The sequence below is a fragment of the Bradyrhizobium sp. NBAIM03 genome (genome assembly GCF_020194055.1).
Lineage (GTDB): Bacteria > Pseudomonadota > Alphaproteobacteria > Rhizobiales > Xanthobacteraceae > Bradyrhizobium > Bradyrhizobium yuanmingense.
The window spans coordinates 326,651-343,057 of the sequence record NZ_JADYVS010000005.1 but is presented as its reverse complement, the minus strand read 5'-3'; the positions used below and the strand labels follow the sequence as shown (position 1 = coordinate 343,057).

At 65.2% G+C, this 16,407-nt stretch carries 16 protein-coding genes; 6 read left to right on the top strand and 10 right to left on the bottom strand.

Features of this window, described 5'->3' with window-relative positions; all coding sequences use genetic code 11:
- Positions 1–13 precede the first annotated feature (13 nt).
- Together I6F21_RS10420 and I6F21_RS10415 are read left to right on the top strand one after the other, a co-directional pair.
- A complete protein-coding gene (locus I6F21_RS10420) occupies positions 14–1,396 on the top strand; it encodes a lytic murein transglycosylase (protein WP_225183139.1) in 1,383 nt (460 codons plus the stop codon).
- Between the two features lie 170 nt (positions 1,397–1,566).
- Positions 1,567–3,291, top strand: coding sequence for a DUF459 domain-containing protein (locus I6F21_RS10415; protein ID WP_225183129.1), 1,725 nt, complete (start codon positions 1,567–1,569; stop codon positions 3,289–3,291).
- 163 nt (positions 3,292–3,454) lie between these two features.
- On the opposite strand, the gene I6F21_RS10410 is transcribed toward I6F21_RS10415, so the two are convergent.
- On the bottom strand, positions 3,455–3,829 hold the full coding sequence (locus I6F21_RS10410; RefSeq protein ID WP_035998251.1) for a CsbD family protein: 375 nt from the start codon (positions 3,827–3,829) through the stop codon (positions 3,455–3,457).
- A 64-nt stretch (positions 3,830–3,893) separates the two neighbouring features.
- Positions 3,894–4,631: an SDR family oxidoreductase gene (locus I6F21_RS10405; protein ID WP_225183128.1), complete on the bottom strand. Its 738-nt coding sequence runs from the start codon at positions 4,629–4,631 to the stop codon at positions 3,894–3,896.
- A 100-nt stretch (positions 4,632–4,731) separates the two neighbouring features.
- Here I6F21_RS10405 and I6F21_RS10400 point away from each other — a divergent pair, with 100 nt between their 5' ends.
- Both I6F21_RS10400 and I6F21_RS10395 read left to right on the top strand, forming a co-directional pair.
- Positions 4,732–5,511 (top strand): SDR family NAD(P)-dependent oxidoreductase, encoded by a 780-nt coding sequence (locus I6F21_RS10400; RefSeq protein ID WP_074447693.1) that lies wholly within the window; start codon positions 4,732–4,734, stop codon positions 5,509–5,511.
- A gap of 96 nt (positions 5,512–5,607) precedes the next feature.
- The gene (locus tag I6F21_RS10395; protein ID WP_035998242.1) at positions 5,608–6,495 is read left to right on the top strand and encodes a TauD/TfdA family dioxygenase; all 888 of its coding nucleotides are present in this window, start codon (positions 5,608–5,610) and stop codon (positions 6,493–6,495) included.
- A gap of 152 nt (positions 6,496–6,647) precedes the next feature.
- On the opposite strand, the gene I6F21_RS10390 is transcribed toward I6F21_RS10395, so the two are convergent.
- On the bottom strand, positions 6,648–7,292 hold the full coding sequence (locus I6F21_RS10390) for a YqgE/AlgH family protein (RefSeq protein ID WP_035998239.1): 645 nt from the start codon (positions 7,290–7,292) through the stop codon (positions 6,648–6,650).
- A gap of 142 nt (positions 7,293–7,434) precedes the next feature.
- Between I6F21_RS10390 and I6F21_RS10385 the strand changes: the two genes are divergently transcribed.
- On the top strand, positions 7,435–8,274 hold the full coding sequence (locus I6F21_RS10385; protein ID WP_035998237.1) for a protein-disulfide reductase DsbD domain-containing protein: 840 nt from the start codon (positions 7,435–7,437) through the stop codon (positions 8,272–8,274).
- A gap of 85 nt (positions 8,275–8,359) precedes the next feature.
- Complete coding sequence (locus I6F21_RS10380) at positions 8,360–9,718, top strand: flippase (RefSeq protein WP_225183127.1); 1,359 nt, start codon at positions 8,360–8,362, stop codon at positions 9,716–9,718.
- 156 nt (positions 9,719–9,874) lie between these two features.
- On the opposite strand, the gene I6F21_RS10375 is transcribed toward I6F21_RS10380, so the two are convergent.
- The 7 genes from I6F21_RS10375 to I6F21_RS10345 all read right to left on the bottom strand — a co-directional run bounded on the left by I6F21_RS10375 (position 9,875) and on the right by I6F21_RS10345 (position 16,352).
- Positions 9,875–10,663, bottom strand: coding sequence for a 3-hydroxybutyrate dehydrogenase (locus tag I6F21_RS10375; RefSeq protein WP_225183126.1), 789 nt, complete (start codon positions 10,661–10,663; stop codon positions 9,875–9,877).
- Between the two features lies 1 nt (position 10,664).
- Positions 10,665–11,840, bottom strand: coding sequence for a patatin-like phospholipase family protein (locus I6F21_RS10370; protein ID WP_035998231.1), 1,176 nt, complete (start codon positions 11,838–11,840; stop codon positions 10,665–10,667).
- A 79-nt stretch (positions 11,841–11,919) separates the two neighbouring features.
- Positions 11,920–12,423, bottom strand: a complete 504-nt coding sequence (locus I6F21_RS10365) for a CAP domain-containing protein (protein WP_035998228.1) — start codon at positions 12,421–12,423, stop codon at positions 11,920–11,922.
- A gap of 108 nt (positions 12,424–12,531) precedes the next feature.
- Positions 12,532–13,566 carry a sulfate ABC transporter ATP-binding protein gene (locus I6F21_RS10360; protein WP_035998225.1) on the bottom strand — a complete coding sequence of 345 codons (1,035 nt, stop codon included), beginning with the start codon at positions 13,564–13,566 and terminating at the stop codon, positions 12,532–12,534.
- On the bottom strand, positions 13,556–14,467 hold the full coding sequence (cysW, locus tag I6F21_RS10355) for a sulfate ABC transporter permease subunit CysW (protein WP_225183125.1): 912 nt from the start codon (positions 14,465–14,467) through the stop codon (positions 13,556–13,558). The genes I6F21_RS10360 and cysW overlap by 11 nt, the downstream gene beginning before the upstream one ends.
- Before the next feature lie 9 nt (positions 14,468–14,476).
- Positions 14,477–15,313 carry a sulfate ABC transporter permease subunit CysT gene (cysT, locus tag I6F21_RS10350; protein WP_074447692.1) on the bottom strand — a complete coding sequence of 279 codons (837 nt, stop codon included), beginning with the start codon at positions 15,311–15,313 and terminating at the stop codon, positions 14,477–14,479.
- Positions 15,314–15,350: 37 nt separating this feature from the next.
- Positions 15,351–16,352, bottom strand: coding sequence for a sulfate ABC transporter substrate-binding protein (locus I6F21_RS10345; protein ID WP_225126395.1), 1,002 nt, complete (start codon positions 16,350–16,352; stop codon positions 15,351–15,353).
- Positions 16,353–16,407: the final 55 nt, after the last annotated feature.

Sequence of the window (16,407 nt, the reverse complement as noted above, 5' to 3'; positions counted from 1 at the left end):
GGGTGGAAACATGATGCAATCAATGGCAGGACTGGCGAGACGGGCTGGCGGCGCAGTCGTTGCGGCCGCTTTGCTGCTGCCGGCCGGCGGACACGCCCAGGCGCAGAACGGCCTGTCCAACCTGTTCGGCGGCATCTTCTCGGGATCGAACCCGGCACCGGCGCAACCCACACCTGGCCCGAGCGGCGCGCCGACGGGTCCATTGCCGTGGAGCGGCGAGGACGGCGCCTCCGGCCATCCCTTGATGACGGCCGCCGCGATCCGCGAGGCTGCCGGCAATTTCAACAATTGCGTCGCTGCGATGTGGCCCGATGCCGCACGACGCGGCGTCACGCAGGAGAACTTTCAGCGCTTCACCGCCGGGCTCTCACCCGACCTGCGCATCATGGACCTCATGGATTCGCAGCCGGAATTCACCAAGTCGATCTGGGCCTATCTCGACATCCTGGTGAACGACAACCGCCTCGCCAAGGGCCGCGAGGTCCTCGCCAAATACAAGACGCAGTTCGACGCCACCGAAAAGGCCACCGGTGTCGACCGCTACATCATCGCCTCGATCTGGGGCATCGAGTCCAATTACTCGACGCAGATCGGCGATCGCAGCGTGCTGCAATCGACCGCGACGCTCGCCTGCATCGGCCGCCGCCAAGCCTATTTCAAGGACGAATTCCTCTCCGCGCTGGAGATCCTCAACCGCGGCGATTTGCGTCCGGAGCAGCTGCGCGGCTCCTGGGCCGGCGCCTTCGGCCCGACCCAGTTCATGCCGACCGCGTTCAAGCGCTTCGCGGTGGACGGCGACGGCGACGGCCGGCGCGACGTCGTCGACAATCCGACCGACCTGATCGCGTCGACCGCCAACAATCTGAAGAAGGACGGCTGGCAGCCAGGCCAGACCTGGGGCTACGAGGTCGTGGTACCGCAAGGCTTCAACTACATGCTGGCCGACCGCGCCAAGGCGATGCCGATCGCGCAATGGGAGAAGCTCGGGCTCAAGCGTCCGAACAACCAGGCCTTCCCGCATCCTGCGGACAAGGCTTACCTGCTGGCACCCGCCGGCGCGCAGGGACCGGGCTTTTTGATGCTGCAGAATTACCGCGTCATCATGAAGTACAACCCGGCGGAAGCCTATGCGCTGGCGATCGGCCATTTCGCCGACCGCCTGCGCGGGGGACAGCCTTTCGTGCAGCCCTGGCCGCGGCAGGAGCGCGAGCTGTCCCGCACCGAACGGCTGGAGCTGCAGCAGCTGCTGGCTCAGCGCGGCTACTACAAGGGCACCCCGGACGGCCAATTCGGCGGCCTGACCAGGGAGGCCCTGCGCAACTTCCAGGCCTCGATCGGGGTCCCCGCCGACGGTTTTGCCTCCTCCGACGTGCTGGACCGGCTGCGCGGGCGGTAAAATCGCGCCTGACGTAACCTTGAAGGGGGATTTTGGCTGATAGCCTTGACCGGGACTGGTGTTCCCCGGTCTATGGACAAGAATCTGCGATGGAATTTGCCCGTTTGGCGCCTGATTCCGTTATTATATTGAGCTAACTCCGATCCCCCATTGCGCGTGCCCGAGATCGCATGTCGAAGAAGTCCCTGTTCAAGGCGCTGACCGAGACCGGCCCGTTGATCGCGCTGGGGACGGCGCTTGCGATCCTGGTGTCGGTGGCGGCACCCGCTTCGGCGCAGTTCTTCAACTTCCCTGGCTTCGGCGGTCCGCCGCAGCGTTCGGCCCCACCACCGCCACCACGGGGCGGCGGAGGTGGCGGATGGTTCGGCGGCGACTTCTTCGCACCCTTCCAGCCGCCGCCGCAGGCGCCGCGCCAGGATTTTTCGCGCGCGCCGGCACCGGCCAAGCGCGACACGATTCCTGAGAAGAACGTGCTGGTGATCGGCGATGCCATGGCCGACTGGCTCGCCTATGGCCTCGAAGACGCCTACGCCGAGCAGCCCGACATGGGCGTGATCCGCAAGCACAAGACCACGTCCGGCCTGATCAGGTACCAGCCCAAGGGCGAGCCCGCGGACTGGGCCGCGGCGGCCAAGGGCATTCTCGAGACCGAAAAGCCCGACGTGATCGTCGTCATGCTTGGCCTCAACGACCGCGTCGCGATCCGCGAGCCGGCCGCCGACAAACCCGACAAGCCGGCCGCGGAGAAGGACAAAGATAAGAAGAACGACAAGGGTGCGCGCGCAAAGCCGCAAGGCAAGCCCAGCGACGCCAAGCCCGGCGACGCCAAGCCCGGCGACAGCGCGGCCAAGCTGGACGATAAGCCTGCCGACGCCGACCTGCCGCAGGACGACGCCGACAATGCCGACACGCCGGCAGCCGCGCCGGAAAAGACCGCGCGCAATCCGAACGGCCTCTACGAATTCCGTGACGAGCGCTGGGTCGAGCTCTACGGCAAGAAGATCGAGGAGCTCGCGGCCGTCCTCAAAACCAAGGGCGTGCCGGTGCTCTGGGTCGGCCTGCCCGCGGTCCGCGGACCGAAGGGCACCGCGGACACGCTTTTCCTGGATTCGCTGTACCGTGAGGGCGCGGCCAAGGCCGGCATCACCTATGTCGACGTATGGGACGGCTTCGTCGACGAAGCCGGCCGCTTCCTGCAGAAGGGCCCGGACTTCGAAGGCCAGATCCGCCAGCTCCGCAGCTCCGACGGCATCTATTTTACCAAGGCCGGCGCGCGCAAGCTCGCGCATTATGTCGAGCGCGAGATCACGCGTCTGCTTGCCGGACGCTCCGGCCCGATCGCGCTGCCGAGCGAGCCCGCGACCCCCGACACCAGCGCCGAGCCGGGCAAGCCCGCGCCACGGCCGTTGGCCGGACCGATCGTGCCGCTGGTTGCAGCCTCGATCTCGACCGATCAATTGCTGGGCGGACCGGGCACGCGTCCCGCCGCTGTCGATGCGCTCGCCGCCAAGACCATGGTGAAGGGTGAGCCGCTGGCGGCTCCCGCCGGCCGCGCCGACGATTATGCCTGGCCGCGCCGGGAAGTCGGCCGCGAGCAGGCCAAGGGCGATACGCCGATGGCGGCAACGACGCCGGACGGCGGGGCGGCTCAGGGCGCACCGGGCGCCGCCGCCGCGATCGCACCGCCAAAGCTCGCGCCGAAGAAGCCGCAGGTCGCCCCGCAACTGCCGGCCCAGGCAACGCCCACATTCCGTGATTTCTTCGGCTTCGGCTCGCCGCAGCCCCCGCCGCCGCGCCAAATGGCGCCGCCGCCCGGGCCGCGCAATCCGAATCCCAATCCTGGGATCCCGCGTCCGCCGGCTAACGTCGGCCGTTCCGCCGAGATGTTCCGGTAAGGTAAGATCTCGTGTCCCGGACGCGACGCTGCACCTTCTGGTGATGCGGCGCAGAGCCGGGACCCAATTCGTGCGGCATTCAGAAAAGATGGCCCCGGCTCAGCGATGCAGCGTCTCACGCTGCATCGCTGAGCCGGGGCACGCGTGACAGGCGTTTCGGCAACTAGCCGTAATAGCGCCAGCGTGACGGCGGGCGGCGGGCGGGACGCGACATCAGCAGCGCCAGCGCGAAGCCGATGCCGCCGGCAACCAGCAGCGCGCCGAGCGGATTGTCCTGCACCTTCTGCGCAATGGCCTTCGAGCCGTCGCGGAAAGTCTCACCACTGTTCTCGTAGGCGTCCTTGGCATAGCCCGCGGCGGTGTCCGTGGCGTCGCGCACGGCATCCTTGGCCTGGCCGTAGAGATTCTGCACCGTGCCCGCGGCTTCCCGCGCCTTGCCCGACGCCTGCGTCTTGGCATCGCCTGCCATGTCTCCGATCGCGCCTTCCGCGCGTCCGGCATATTCCTTCGCCGATCCAACAATCCGATCCGTGTCCATGATGATCCTCCTCGGTGGTCAGCCGAAGTAACCGATCAGACGCAGCGCGGTTCCTTAGGCTCTCCTATAGAATCAGGCCGCCATCGACGACCAACGTCTGGCCGATGATGTAGGACGACAGCGGCGAGGCCAGGAACAGCGCTGCGCCCGCCATGTCGGCCGGCGTACCCAATCGCCGCAGCGGGATGCGTGCGAGCGCGCCTTCGAGCCGCTTCGGATTGTCGGTCGTCACCTTCGTCATCTTGGTGTCGACGAGCCCTGGCGCGATGCCGTTGACGCGGATGCCGTCCTCGGCCCAGGCCTCGCCCAGCGTCCGCGTCAATCCGACCGCACCGGTCTTCGAGGCATTGTAGGCGGGATTGCCCATGGTGGAATGATAGGCCGCAGTCGAGGACACGATGATCAGCGCGCCCTTCGCGTCCCGCAACATGGAATGAAAGCGCGTCGCGCAGGCCATCAGGCTCACCAGATTGACCTCGACCACCTTGCGGAAGCCCGCCATCTCGAATTCGCCGCGGCGGTAGATCACCGCGCCCTGCGCGAGCACTAGGACGTCGAGACGGTCGAACGGCGGCCTGAATGCTTCGATGGCATTGGGATTGCTGACGTCGAGCTGCGCGTAAGCAAGACCTTCGAGATCGGAGCCTTCGTCGGCTGAATATTCCGTTGCGCGAGCACGCGTGCCGCAGACGGCAACAGCTGCGCCCTTGGCGCGAAAGGCCTGCGCGATGCCGTTGCCGATGCCGCTGGAACCGCCGACCACCAGCACCTGCTTGCCTGAGTAATCGAGCTCGTTTGCCATTGTCGGCCTCCCCTTTTGTTTTCTGCTTGTTTGACCTGTCTGCGGATCGATGCCAGCCTTGTCAATCATAACAAGAACCAGCTCGGCGCGAGGGAACAGCATGTCCGACGTCAGGGAGCTCAGCCGGTCCGTGAAGGGGCTCACCGTGCTCGTCACTGGCGCAGCCAGCGGCATGGGGCGCGCCACAGCGCGCGTGTTCGGAAACGAAGGTGCGAACGTCGCCGTCACCGATTTCGACGAGCAAGGCGCGCAGGACGTCGCCAGGGAGATTGCGGCAAGCGGAGGCGCGGCAAGGGCGTGGAAGCTCGACGTCGCCGACGGCGGCGAAATCAAACGCGTGGTCGGCGATGTCGCCGCGCATTTCGGCGCCCTCGACATCGTCGTCAACAATGCCGGCATCTCCGTGCGCGTCGCGATCGACGATGAGGGCTACGAGGACGCCTGGGCGAAGGGCATCGCCGTGATGCTGACGGCGCACCCACGCATCATCCGCGCCGCGCTGCCGCACTTGCGCAAGTCGAAGAGTCCCCGCATCGTCAACATCGCCTCGACCGAGGCGCTCGGCGCCACCGCATTGCACAGCCCGTATTCGGCCGCGAAGGGCGGCGTCGTGAGCCTCACCCGCTCGCTGGCGGTGGAGCTCGGCCGCGAGGGCATCACCGTCAACTGCATCTGCCCCGGACCGATCCGCACAAAAATCACCGACCGCATCCCGGAGGAGCACAAGACCATCTACGCCAAGCGCCGCACCGCACTCGGCCGCTACGGCGACCCTGAAGAGGTCGCGCATATGACGCTGAGCCTGTGCCTTCCGGCGGCGTCCTTCCTCACCGGCGCGGTGATCCCGGTCGATGGCGGGCTGATGGCGCGGAACGCGTGAGAGCCATGCGCGCGGCGCGTTGACATCGCCGGATGCGGGAGTCATTTTTTCCACAAACAGAGCGGGGAAACCGCTCGTAGATGCGGGAGGAACGCAATGACCATCGCCATCCGGCAGCTTCAGAAACATTTCGTCGGCGAGGTGTCCGGCCTCGACTTGCGCAAGCCGCTCACGCCGGATCAGGCGCGCGAGATCGAGGCCGCCATGGACAAGTACGCGGTGCTCGTCTTCCACGACCAGGACATCACCGACGAGCAGCAGATGGCATTCGCGCTGAATTTTGGCCAGCGCGAGGAGGCGCGCGGCGGCAACATCACCAAGGCGGATGAACACCGCCTCACCTCAGGCCTGAACGACGTCTCCAACCTCGGCAAGGACGGCAAGCCGCTGCCCAAGGACAGCCGCGCCAATCTGTTCAACCTCGGCAATTGCCTGTGGCACTCGGACAGCTCGTTCCGTCCGATCCCCGCAAAATTCTCGCTGCTATCGGCGCGCGTGGTGAACCCGAAGGGCGGCAACACCGAGTTCGCCGACATGCGCGCGGCCTATGACGCGCTCGACGACGAGACCAAGGCGGAGATCGAGGATCTCGTCTGCGAGCATTCGCTGATGTATTCGCGGGGATCGCTCGGCTTCACCGAATACACCGACGAAGAGAAGGAGATGTTCAAGCCGGTGCTGCAACGGCTGGTGCGCACGCACCCCGTGCATCGCCGCAAGTCGCTGTATCTGTCATCGCATGCCGGCAAGGTCGTCGGCATGAGCATGCCCGAGGGGCGGCTATTGCTGCGCGATCTGACCGAGCACGCCACGCAACCCGAGTTCGTCTACGTGCACAAATGGAAGCTGCATGACCTCGTGATGTGGGACAACCGCCAGACCATGCACCGCGTCCGCCGCTACGACCAGTCCCAGCCCCGCGACATGCGCCGCGCGACGGTGGCGGGGACGGAGCCGACGGTGCAGCAGCAGGCGGCGGAGTAGGCCGGGTCGGAGTAGCCACAAATTCGGTCGTCGTCCCGGACAAGCGGAGCGCTGGGCAACGCGTAGCGTTGTCCGGCGCGAAGCGCCGATCCGGGACGACAGCGGAGAATAACTGAGGGCAGTGGAGAGTGTGGCAATAGCGGCCGATAACGCTACGCGTGCCCGGCCTCGTTCGAGAGCATACCGGGGTCGATGCCGATCTTCTGCAAAGCGCGATTGTACTTGTCCTCGACGTCGTCGCCGAAAATCAGATCCGCGTCCGCGTCGCAATGCAGCCAGCCGTTGCTCTGGATCTCCGTCTCGAGCTGGCCCGGCGCCCAGCCGGCATAGCCGAGCGCGAGGATGGCGTGCTTGGGGCCGGAGCCGTTGGCGATGGCGCGCAGAATGTCGACCGTCGCGGTCAGGCAGACGCCGTCATCGATCCGCAGCGTGGCGTTCTCGATGTAGAAGTCGCTGGAATGCAGCACGAAGCCGCGCCCGGTGTCGACCGGCCCGCCCCGCAGCACCTTCATACTTTCGGCATTCTCCGGCAGCTTGATGTGCTCGCCCTTCTTGATGATGCCGAGCTGCTGCAAGAGCTCGGGGAAATCGATGCTGCCGGCGGGGTGGTTCACGATGATGCCCATCGCCCCCTCCGCCGAATGGGCGCAAAGATAGATCACCGAGCGCTCGAAGCGGGAATCGCCCATCACGGGCATTGCGATCAGGAGCCGGCCGTCGAGATAGCCGCCGGAACTGGGCAGCGCGGCGCCCGAGCTGCGGGTGCTTTCGCCCGTCCTCTTGCCTGTGGGAGCCATCGCTCGAGCACTCCGGTTTCAATTCCTATCCTGATGTCGGGCCGGGCGGCTGTCAAATCAAGGCTTGCGGCGAGTTGATTCGAGTGCATCCATCACAAGCAATTCAATGGTTTGGCCCTGGGTGACCCTGTAAAGACGTGCCATGTCCAGCATTGTTCCCCTGCGTGCGGCGATTGGCGTCGCGACAACCCTGCTCGCGTCGTCGTTGGCTATCGCGGCCCGTGCCGATGACGCATCGCCTTGGCAGCGCGATGGACATTCCGCGGTGCGGCTCCTGGCGGGCTCGCGCAGCGGCGCGGTGCTGCTCGGCGGTATCGCCTTCCAGCTGCAGCCCGGCTGGAAGACCTACTGGCGGTCGCCCGGCGATTCCGGCGTTCCACCCCGGTTCGACTTCTCCAAGTCCGACAATGTCGAGGCGGTGACGGTGATGTGGCCGGCGCCGCTGAAGTTCGACGACGGCGCGGGCGGCCATTCCATCGGCTATCGCGACCAAGTCGTGCTGCCCCTGCGCATCGTCGCCAAGGCTGCAGACAAGCCGGTGACCTTGAGGGCCGAGATCAACTACGCGGTGTGCGAGAAGCTCTGCATTCCCGTAGAGGCCAGCGCCGAGCTCGGCTTCAACAGCGTCGCCTCGACCGAGGACGCGAACTTGCGTGCCGCGCTCGACACCGTGCCGAAGCCCGCCAATATCGGCGACCCCAATCCGCTCACCATTCGCGACGTCAAGCGGGACGGGCCCAAGAACGTAGTGGTCGATGTGGTGGCGCCGGACAGCCGCAAGGTCAATCTGTTCGTGGAAGGCCCGACTCCCGATTGGGCGCTGCCGATTCCAGCGCCGGTGCAGCCCAGCCCGCCCGGGGTCGTGCGCTTCTCGTTCGAGCTCGACGGGCTGCCGCCGGGCGCCAAGCCCGAGGGCGCGGCGCTGAAGTTCACGCTGGTCGGGCCGGAGAAGGCGTACGAGTTCAACACGAATTTGAACTAGCGTCCGCCCAACCGAATCTTAACGAATGGTTGCTAATCCCTCGCCTGCCGCTGCAGGTCGCTGGGGATTGTTCGAATTGGCCGTGATGGATGCACCACCCGCAACGACCGGACCGGCCGGGCTGGTCGCGCGGCTGCGTGCCAGGCTCGCGGGCGGATCGAGCGAGGCGTCGCTGACCCGACGGCTCGCCGGCACCATCTTCATCATTCGCGTCATCAGCGCCGGCCTCGCTTATGTCTCGCAGGTGCTGCTGGCGCGCTGGATGGGCACGTCCGATTACGGCATCTACGTCTATGTCTGGACCTGGGTGCTGCTGCTCGGCAGCATGATGGATTTCGGCATATCGGCCTCCGCGCAGAAAATCATTCCGGAGTACCGCGCCAACGGCGCGCACGCGCTGCTGCGCGGCTTCCTGTCCGGCAGCCGCTGGCTGACCTTTGCCGTGTCCACGCTGACGTCGCTCGGCCTTGCTGGCATCGTCAAATTGCTGTCGCCCTGGATCGATCCCGCCGAGGTGCTGCCGCTCTATATCGGCTGCATGACGCTGCCCGCTTTCGTGGTCGCCAACACCCAGGACGGCATCGCGCGCTCGCACGACTGGATGCAACTCGGCCTGATGCCGCAATTCATCATCCGCCAGGCGCTGATCATCGGCATCACGGCGCTCGCCTTCCTGCTCGGCTATCACCTCGGCGCCGTCGCCGCGATGGTCGCAAGCCTTTGCGCGGTATGGATCGCGATGGCCGGGCAGATGGTCGTGCTGAACCGCAAGCTCGCCGATCACATCACACCGGGACCGAAGGCCTATGACGTCAAGGGCTGGCTCGCCGTCTCGCTACCGATCCTGCTGGTCGAGAGCTTCTACCTGCTCCTGTCCTACACCGACGTGCTGGTGCTGCAGCAATTCCGTCCCTCGGACGAGGTCGGCGTCTATTTCGCCGTGGTGAAGACGCTGGCGCTGGTCTCGTTCATCCACTACGCGATGTCAGCTACGACGGCACACCGCTTCGCCGAATACAATGCCAGCGGCGACGAGGCGCGCCTGTCGGCCTACGTCGCGCATGCCATCACCTGGACGTTCTGGCCGTCGCTGGCCGCGACCATCGTGCTGCTCGCGCTCGGCAAGCCGCTGCTCTGGCTGTTCGGGCCGCAATTCACCGTCGGCTACGACATCATGTTCGTCGCCGCGATCGGGCTCGTGGTCCGCTCTGCGATCGGGCCGGTCGAGCGCCTGCTCAACATGCTCGGCCAGCAGAAGATCTGCGCGCTCGCCTATGCGCTAGCCTTCGTGATGAACCTCGTGCTCTGCATCGCGCTGGTGCCGCGCTACGGCGGCCATGGCGCCGCGGCTGCGACCTCGATCTCCCTCACCTTCGAGACGGTGCTGCTGTTCTGGATCGTGCGGCAGCGGCTGGGGCTGCACGTGCTGGCGTTCGGCAAATAGACGACGATCGAAAACGCCGATCCACTCTCGCTGTCATCGCCCGGCTTGACCGGGCGATCCAGTACTCCGAGGCGGCTGTGATTAACCGAGAGGCCGCGGTGTACTGGATGCCCCGCCTTCGCGGGGCATGACCGAGAGTTGTCAGGTCGGCACGAATTACTCCGCGGTCCAGCCGCCGTCGATCGAGAGGTTGGTGCCGGTGATCTGGGCGGCGTCGTCGCTGCACAGGAACAGGGCGAGCGCGGCGACCTGCTCGGAGGTGACGAACTCCTTGGTCGGCTGCGCATCGAGCAGCACATCGTTGATGACCTGCTCGCGAGTCAGATTGCGTGCCTTCATCGTGTCGGGGATTTGCTTCTCGACCAGCGGGGTCCAGACGTAGCCGGGGCTGATGCAGTTGCAGGTGATCTTGTGGGTCGCGACTTCCAGCGCCACGGTCTTGGTGAGGCCGGCGATGCCGTGCTTGGCCGAGACGTAGGCCGACTTGAATGGCGAGGCCACCAGCGAGTGCGCCGACGCCGTGTTGATGATGCGGCCCCAGCCCTTCTTCTTCATGCCGGGCACTGCGGCGCGGATGGCGTGGAAGGCTGAGGACAGATTGATCGCGATGATCTGGTCCCATTTCTCCGGCGGGAATTCCTCGATCGGCGAGACGAACTGGATGCCGGCATTGTTGACGAGGATGTCGACCGAGCCGAACGTCTTCTCGCCGAGCGCGATCATGCCGGCGACCTCGGCGGGCTTGGTCATGTCGGCGGGCGAGTAGACCGCCTTGACGCCGAAATCGGATTTGATCTTGGCGCGCTCCTTCTCGATGTCCTCCGGCGAGCCGAAACCGTTGATGACGACGTTGGCACCGGCGCCGGCGAAGGCGCGCGCGTAAGCGAGCCCGATGCCGCTGGTCGATCCGGTCACGACGGCGTTCTTGCCTGACAGAGTACCCATTCTATTCGCTCCTTTTTGCCGGGGGCGCGGTGACGTCCCCCGTGAGATCGTAGGTCACCATGGTCTCGCCGGACTGCGGCCGCTCCAGCCAGTCCTTGTGGCGCATCGACAGGTGCACGTCACGAACGCCGGCCTCCCAATGCTCGACCATGGCAATGTGCGAGAAATCGTAATCCTTGGACGAGGATTCGTAGTTCTTGCTGCGGTAGATCAGATGCACCACGGTGACGGTGCTTTCGCGCGACACTTTCGCCAGGAATTCGACGGAAGGATCGTTCTTGAGATAGTCCGGCAATTTGCCGATCAGATCGCGCACGGCCCTGCGGGCGTTGTGCAGCTGCTTGTTCTTGTCGGTGTTCATCCGCGTGCGGCTGGAATAGCGGATGTCCTTCTCGCGCTCGGCCGCCTCCAGCAGCGAGTTCGGCAGGTCGCCGCGCGCGGAAAACAAATCGACCTGAAAGATCAGCATGTCGCGTTCGACCTCGGCATCGAGCACGTAGTCGAGCGGAGTGTTGGAGGCGATGCCGCCGTCCCAATAATGCTCGCCGTCGATGACGACGGAGGGAAAGCCCGGCGGCAGCGCGCCGGAGGCCATGATGTGCTCGGGGCCGATCTTCTTGCCGAGCTTCTTGAACGCGTAATTGTCGAAATATCTGAAATTGCCCGAGGTGACGCCGACCGCGCCGACCGACAGGCGTGTCTTCAGATCGTTGATGCGGTCGAAATCGACGAGTCGCTCCAGCGTCTTCTTCAGCGGCGAGGTATCGTAATAGCTTTCGGCCTCGCGATGCCCCGGCGGCCACAGCGGCGCCGGCGGAATGCGTGGTGTGAAGAAGCCGGGCACGCCGAACGTCGCAATCAGCGCGGCACTGGTGGAATTGAACAGCTCGCGGCTGCGGTCACTCTTGCCGACCGGCTTCCACGGCACCGGGGCCGACACCATTTCCCAGAATTCCTTGAGCCGCTCGACGCGGGTGTGCCCCTCGTTGCCGGCGATGATGGCGGCATTGACCGCGCCGATCGAGATGCCGGCGACCCATTCCGGATCGAAGCCGTAGCCACACAGCGCCTGGAAGGCGCCAGCCTGGTACGAGCCGAGCGCGCCGCCGCCCTGGAGGACCAGGACGCGTTGCGCATTCGTGGGGATTGTTGCGGTTTCCGGACTATGATCGGTCATGCGGGAACAATAGCAAAAGGCTGGCCACCGTGGCGACACTCCGCCGCGACGTCAATGCATCCCCGGGATCAAGTCTGGCTTATCGAGGCTCGGTGGAGGCCAGGATCATGGTCCAGAACACCTTGTATTTGGTGCCTGGAGCATAGCTCGCCGCGATGCCCAATTTTGTGACACCGCTCTTGAGCATGTTGGCGCGGTGCGGAGGCGAGTCGCGCCAGCCGGAAAACGCTTCCGCCAGCGTATGATAGCCGGCCGAGATGTTCTCGACCGCCACGGTGGCAGGATAACCGCCAGAGGCCAGACGCTTGGCGAGCGGCGCGCGGACGTCGTGGTCCATCTTGTTGGCCGCCGCCATCGCGCCCGATTGGGATTCGGCGAGCCGAGTCAAATCCGGGTCGACCACGACCGTACCGAGCCCGTTGTTCTGGCGGTATTGCGAGATCATGATCGCAGCTGCCTGGACGTCGAGCTTGGAGCCCGGGACCGCCATGTCGGCATACATCGACGGCTGCTGGACCGGCGCTTCGTTGCCGGCACAGCCGGCGAGCAGCAACATGATGAGAATTGCGGCCGCAGCGCGCATGAATCGGGGCCCCCAAATGAGGGGCTGTTGTTGCATACCAACAATGGCTGAAAGGTGAATTTTGAAGAGAATTTGAGCCGTCATTCCGCGGCGGAATGACGGCGGGGTTTAGCCCGCAAAAATCCGGTAGCGACGCGGATTGAGGCCGATGGTGTCGCCGGCGCGCAGTTCCTTGTCGCGGGGGGCGTCGATTTCGATGGTCTCGCCGCCGGACAGGGCTACTTCCGCCCGCTGCACCGGACCGAAATTGCGGACGTGCTGGACCGCGCCCTCGAAGGCGCCGCTGCCGGGCGGGCCGACCAGCATGTCATGTCGCCGCACGAACAGCTTCGACGCGCCAGGCGCAAGCCCATCGGCCGCCAGATCGAGCTGCCGGTCGCCGAGCCGGATCGCACCATCGCCGATCTGGATCGGCAGCACGATGGATTCGCCGATGAAGCCGTGCACGAACGCCGTCGCCGGATTGTCGTAGACATCGTCGGGCGAGCCGATCTGCTCGATCCGTCCCTTGTCCATCACCACGACGCGGTTGGCGACTTCCAGCGCCTCCTCCTGGTCGTGCGTGACGAAGATCGAGGTGACATGGATCTCGTGATGCAGCGAGCGCAGCCATTTGCGCAGCTCCTTGCGCACCTTGGCGTCGAGCGCGCCGAAGGGTTCATCGAGCAGGAGGATGCGCGGCTCGATCGCAAGCGCACGGGCGAGCGCGATGCGCTGACGCTGGCCGCCGGAGAGCTGGCTTGGATAGCGGTCGGCGAGCCAGTCGAGCTGCACCAGATCGAGCAGCTCCTTGACGCGCGAGCGGATCGCAGCCTCATCCTTTCGGACCGCGCGCGGCTGCACGCGGAGGCCAAAGGCAACGTTCTCGAACACCGTCATGTGGCGGAACAGCGCATAGTGCTGGAACACGAAGCCGACGTGGCGCTCGCGGGCTCCTTGCGCCAGCGCGTCCTCACCGTTGAAGGAGACTTCGCCCGAGTCCGGCCAATCGAGGCCGGCGATGATCCGCAGCAAGGTGGTCTTGCCGGAGCCGGACGGTCCGAGCAGCGCCAGCAGCTCACCGTCATTGACCTTGAGATCGACGCCGTCGAGGGCTGCAAAACTGCCGAATTTCTTGACGAGATTCTTGACTTCAATGGTCACTGGCGTCTTGTCCTTCGTCGAGATGACGTTCGAGAAGTGTTTTTGCGATCAGCGTGATCAGCGCCAGCATTGCGAGCAGCGAGGCGATCGCGAAAGCGGCGACGAACTGGTATTCGTTGTAGAGGATCTCGACCAAGAGCGGCATGGTGTTGGTCTCGCCGCGGATGTGGCCGGAGACGACGGAGACCGCACCGAACTCGCCCATCGCGCGCGCGTTGCAGAGCAGGACGCCGTAGAGCACGCCCCATTTGATGTTGGGCAGGGTGACGCGGAAGAAGGTCTGCAGGCCGGAGGCGCCGAGCGAGATCGCGGCCTCCTCCTCCTGCGTGCCCTGCTCCTGCATCAGGGGGATCAGCGCGCGCGCCACGAAGGGGAAGGTCACGAAGGTGGTGGCGAGCGCGATGCCGGGGACCGCGAACAGGATCTGGATGTCGTGCTCGCGCAGCCAGCTGCCGAAATAGCCTTGCGCGCCGAACAATAGCACGAAGACGAGGCCCGAGATCACCGGGCTGACCGAGAATGGCAGGTCGATCAGCGTGATCAGGAAGGTCTTGCCCGGAAACTCGAATTTTGCAATCGCCCAGGCGGCGACGAGGCCGAACACCAGATTGAGCCCGACCGAGATCGCCGCGACGATCAACGTCAGCTTGATCGCCGCCATCGCCTCCGGCTCGGCGAGCGCGGCGAAATAGGCGAGGATGCCGCGCGAAAATGCCTGCGCGAACACGACGACCAGCGGCAGCACGACGAAGACGGTGAGAAACAGCAACGCCAGCGTGATGATGATGATGCGGACAGCGCGCGGCTCGGTGCGCAAATTGTTCCGCGCCGCCGCCGCGTGCGCGCGTGCCTGCGAGTCGGAGGCCGAGAGCGACACGGAATCTGCGATCTGCATCGTCATGGTCCGCCCTCAGCGCGCCGGGATCCGGCTCTGCGCCCAGCGCTGGAGCCGATTGACCGCGAAGATGATGACGAAGGAGACGACCAGCATGACCACCGCAATCGCGGTCGCATCGGCGTAACGGAATTCGGACAGGCGTATCACGATCAAGAGCGGCGCGATCTCGGAGACGTTGGGCAGATTGCCGGCGATGAAGATCACCGAGCCGTATTCACCGACCGCGCGGGCGAAGGCGAGCGCGAGGCCCGTGAGCAGCGCCGGCGCGAGCGAAGGCAGGATCACGCGAACGATGGTCTGCAAGCGGCTGGCCCCCAGGCTGCCCGCGGCTTCCTCGATTTCAGGGTCGAGATCCTGCAGCACCGGCTGCACGGTGCGGACAACGAAGGGAATGCCGATGAAGATCATGGCGACGAAGATGCCGACCGGCGTGAACGCCACCTTGAGGCCGAGCGCGGCGAGCGGCGCCCCCAGCCAGCCCTTCTCGGCGAACAGCGCCGTCAGCGCGACGCCGGCCACCGCCGTCGGCAGCGCAAACGGCACGTCGACGATGGCATCGAAGATGCGGCGGCCGGGGAAGCGGTAGCGCACCAGCGCCCAGACGATGATGCTGCCCATCACCAGATTGACGCAAGCCGCCGCAAAGGCGAGGCCGAACGAGACGCGGAGCGCGTTCAGGGTGCGGCGGCTGGAGAGGATGTTCCAGAACTGCTCGGGGCTGAGCTCAAGCGATCTCAGGAACAGGCCGGCGAGTGGAATCAAGATGATCACGGACAGCCAGGAAAGCGTCAGTCCCATGGTGAGACCGAAGCCCGGCAATGTCCGGCGTCGTGCTGCGAGTGCGCTCACCAGGCCCCCTGCTAAAGCCCCCTACGACAGCGCCCGATCAGTTCTTGTAAATCTGATCGAAAACGCCGCCGTCTGCAAAATGTTCCTTCTGTGCCTTGGTCCAGCCGCCGAAGACGTCGTCGATCGTGAACAGCTCGACCTTGGCGAAGGCATTTTCGTACTTTTTGGCGGTCTCGGCATCACGCGGACGGTAGAAATTGCGCGCGGCGATTTCCTGCCCTTCCTTGGTGTACCAGTATTGAAGGTAGGCGTCAGCCGCATTGCGGGTGCCCTTTTTGTCGGCAACCTTGTCCACGATCGCGACCGGCGGCTCGGCGAGGATCGACTGCGGCGGTGCAACGATCTCGAACTTGTTCGCACCGAATTCCTTGAGGGCCAGGAACGCCTCGTTCTCCCAGGCGAGCAGCACGTCACCGACGCCGCGCTCGACAAAGGTCACAGTGGCGCCCCGGGCGCCGGTATCGAGCACCGGCACCTGCTGGAAGAGCTTCCCAACGAAGTCCTTGGCCTTGTCGGCCGAACCGTATTTCTTTTGCGCAAAGCCCCAGGCGGCAAGATAATTCCAGCGCGCGCCGCCCGACGTTTTCGGGTTCGGCGTGATGATGGCAACGCCCGGCTTGATCAGATCATCCCAGTCCTTGATGCCCTTGGGATTGCCCTTGCGCACCAAGAACACGATGGTCGACGTGTAGGGCGACGAATTCTGCGGCAGCCGCTTCTGCCAATCCGTCGCGGTGAGGCGCTTGCTCGCGATAGCGTCGATGTCATAGGCCAGCGCAAGCGTCACCACATCGGCCTGCAAGCCGTCGATCACCGCACGCGCCTGCGAGCCGCTGCCGCCGTGCGACTGCTTGATCTCGACGCTCTTGCCGGTTTCCTTCTGGTAGGCGCTCGCGAACGCCTTGTTGAACTCGACATAGAGCTCGCGCGTCGGATCGTACGACACGTTCAGCAAATTGATGTCGGCGGCCAGAGCCGAGCCTGCCCAGAACCCCGTCGCGAGCAATCCTGCGGCGAGCGGAACGATACGGCGCATCATGTCCATCTCCATTCACCTCGACGACATCGGCGTCATCGACGGCAGGCATAACTCG

Coding starts and splice junctions, on each gene's coding strand:
- I6F21_RS10420 (WP_225183139.1), top strand. CDS start 14: ATGCAATCAATGGCAGGACTGGCGAGACGGGCTGGCGGCGCAGTCGTT.
- I6F21_RS10415 (WP_225183129.1), top strand. CDS start 1,567: ATGTCGAAGAAGTCCCTGTTCAAGGCGCTGACCGAGACCGGCCCGTTG.
- I6F21_RS10410 (WP_035998251.1), bottom strand. CDS start 3,829: ATGGACACGGATCGGATTGTTGGATCGGCGAAGGAATATGCCGGACGC.
- I6F21_RS10405 (WP_225183128.1), bottom strand. CDS start 4,631: ATGGCAAACGAGCTCGATTACTCAGGCAAGCAGGTGCTGGTGGTCGGC.
- I6F21_RS10400 (WP_074447693.1), top strand. CDS start 4,732: ATGTCCGACGTCAGGGAGCTCAGCCGGTCCGTGAAGGGGCTCACCGTG.
- I6F21_RS10395 (WP_035998242.1), top strand. CDS start 5,608: ATGACCATCGCCATCCGGCAGCTTCAGAAACATTTCGTCGGCGAGGTG.
- I6F21_RS10390 (WP_035998239.1), bottom strand. CDS start 7,292: ATGGCTCCCACAGGCAAGAGGACGGGCGAAAGCACCCGCAGCTCGGGC.
- I6F21_RS10385 (WP_035998237.1), top strand. CDS start 7,435: ATGTCCAGCATTGTTCCCCTGCGTGCGGCGATTGGCGTCGCGACAACC.
- I6F21_RS10380 (WP_225183127.1), top strand. CDS start 8,360: ATGGATGCACCACCCGCAACGACCGGACCGGCCGGGCTGGTCGCGCGG.
- I6F21_RS10375 (WP_225183126.1), bottom strand. CDS start 10,663: ATGGGTACTCTGTCAGGCAAGAACGCCGTCGTGACCGGATCGACCAGC.
- I6F21_RS10370 (WP_035998231.1), bottom strand. CDS start 11,840: ATGACCGATCATAGTCCGGAAACCGCAACAATCCCCACGAATGCGCAA.
- I6F21_RS10365 (WP_035998228.1), bottom strand. CDS start 12,423: ATGCGCGCTGCGGCCGCAATTCTCATCATGTTGCTGCTCGCCGGCTGT.
- cysW (WP_225183125.1), bottom strand. CDS start 14,467: ATGACGATGCAGATCGCAGATTCCGTGTCGCTCTCGGCCTCCGACTCG.
- I6F21_RS10345 (WP_225126395.1), bottom strand. CDS start 16,352: ATGATGCGCCGTATCGTTCCGCTCGCCGCAGGATTGCTCGCGACGGGG.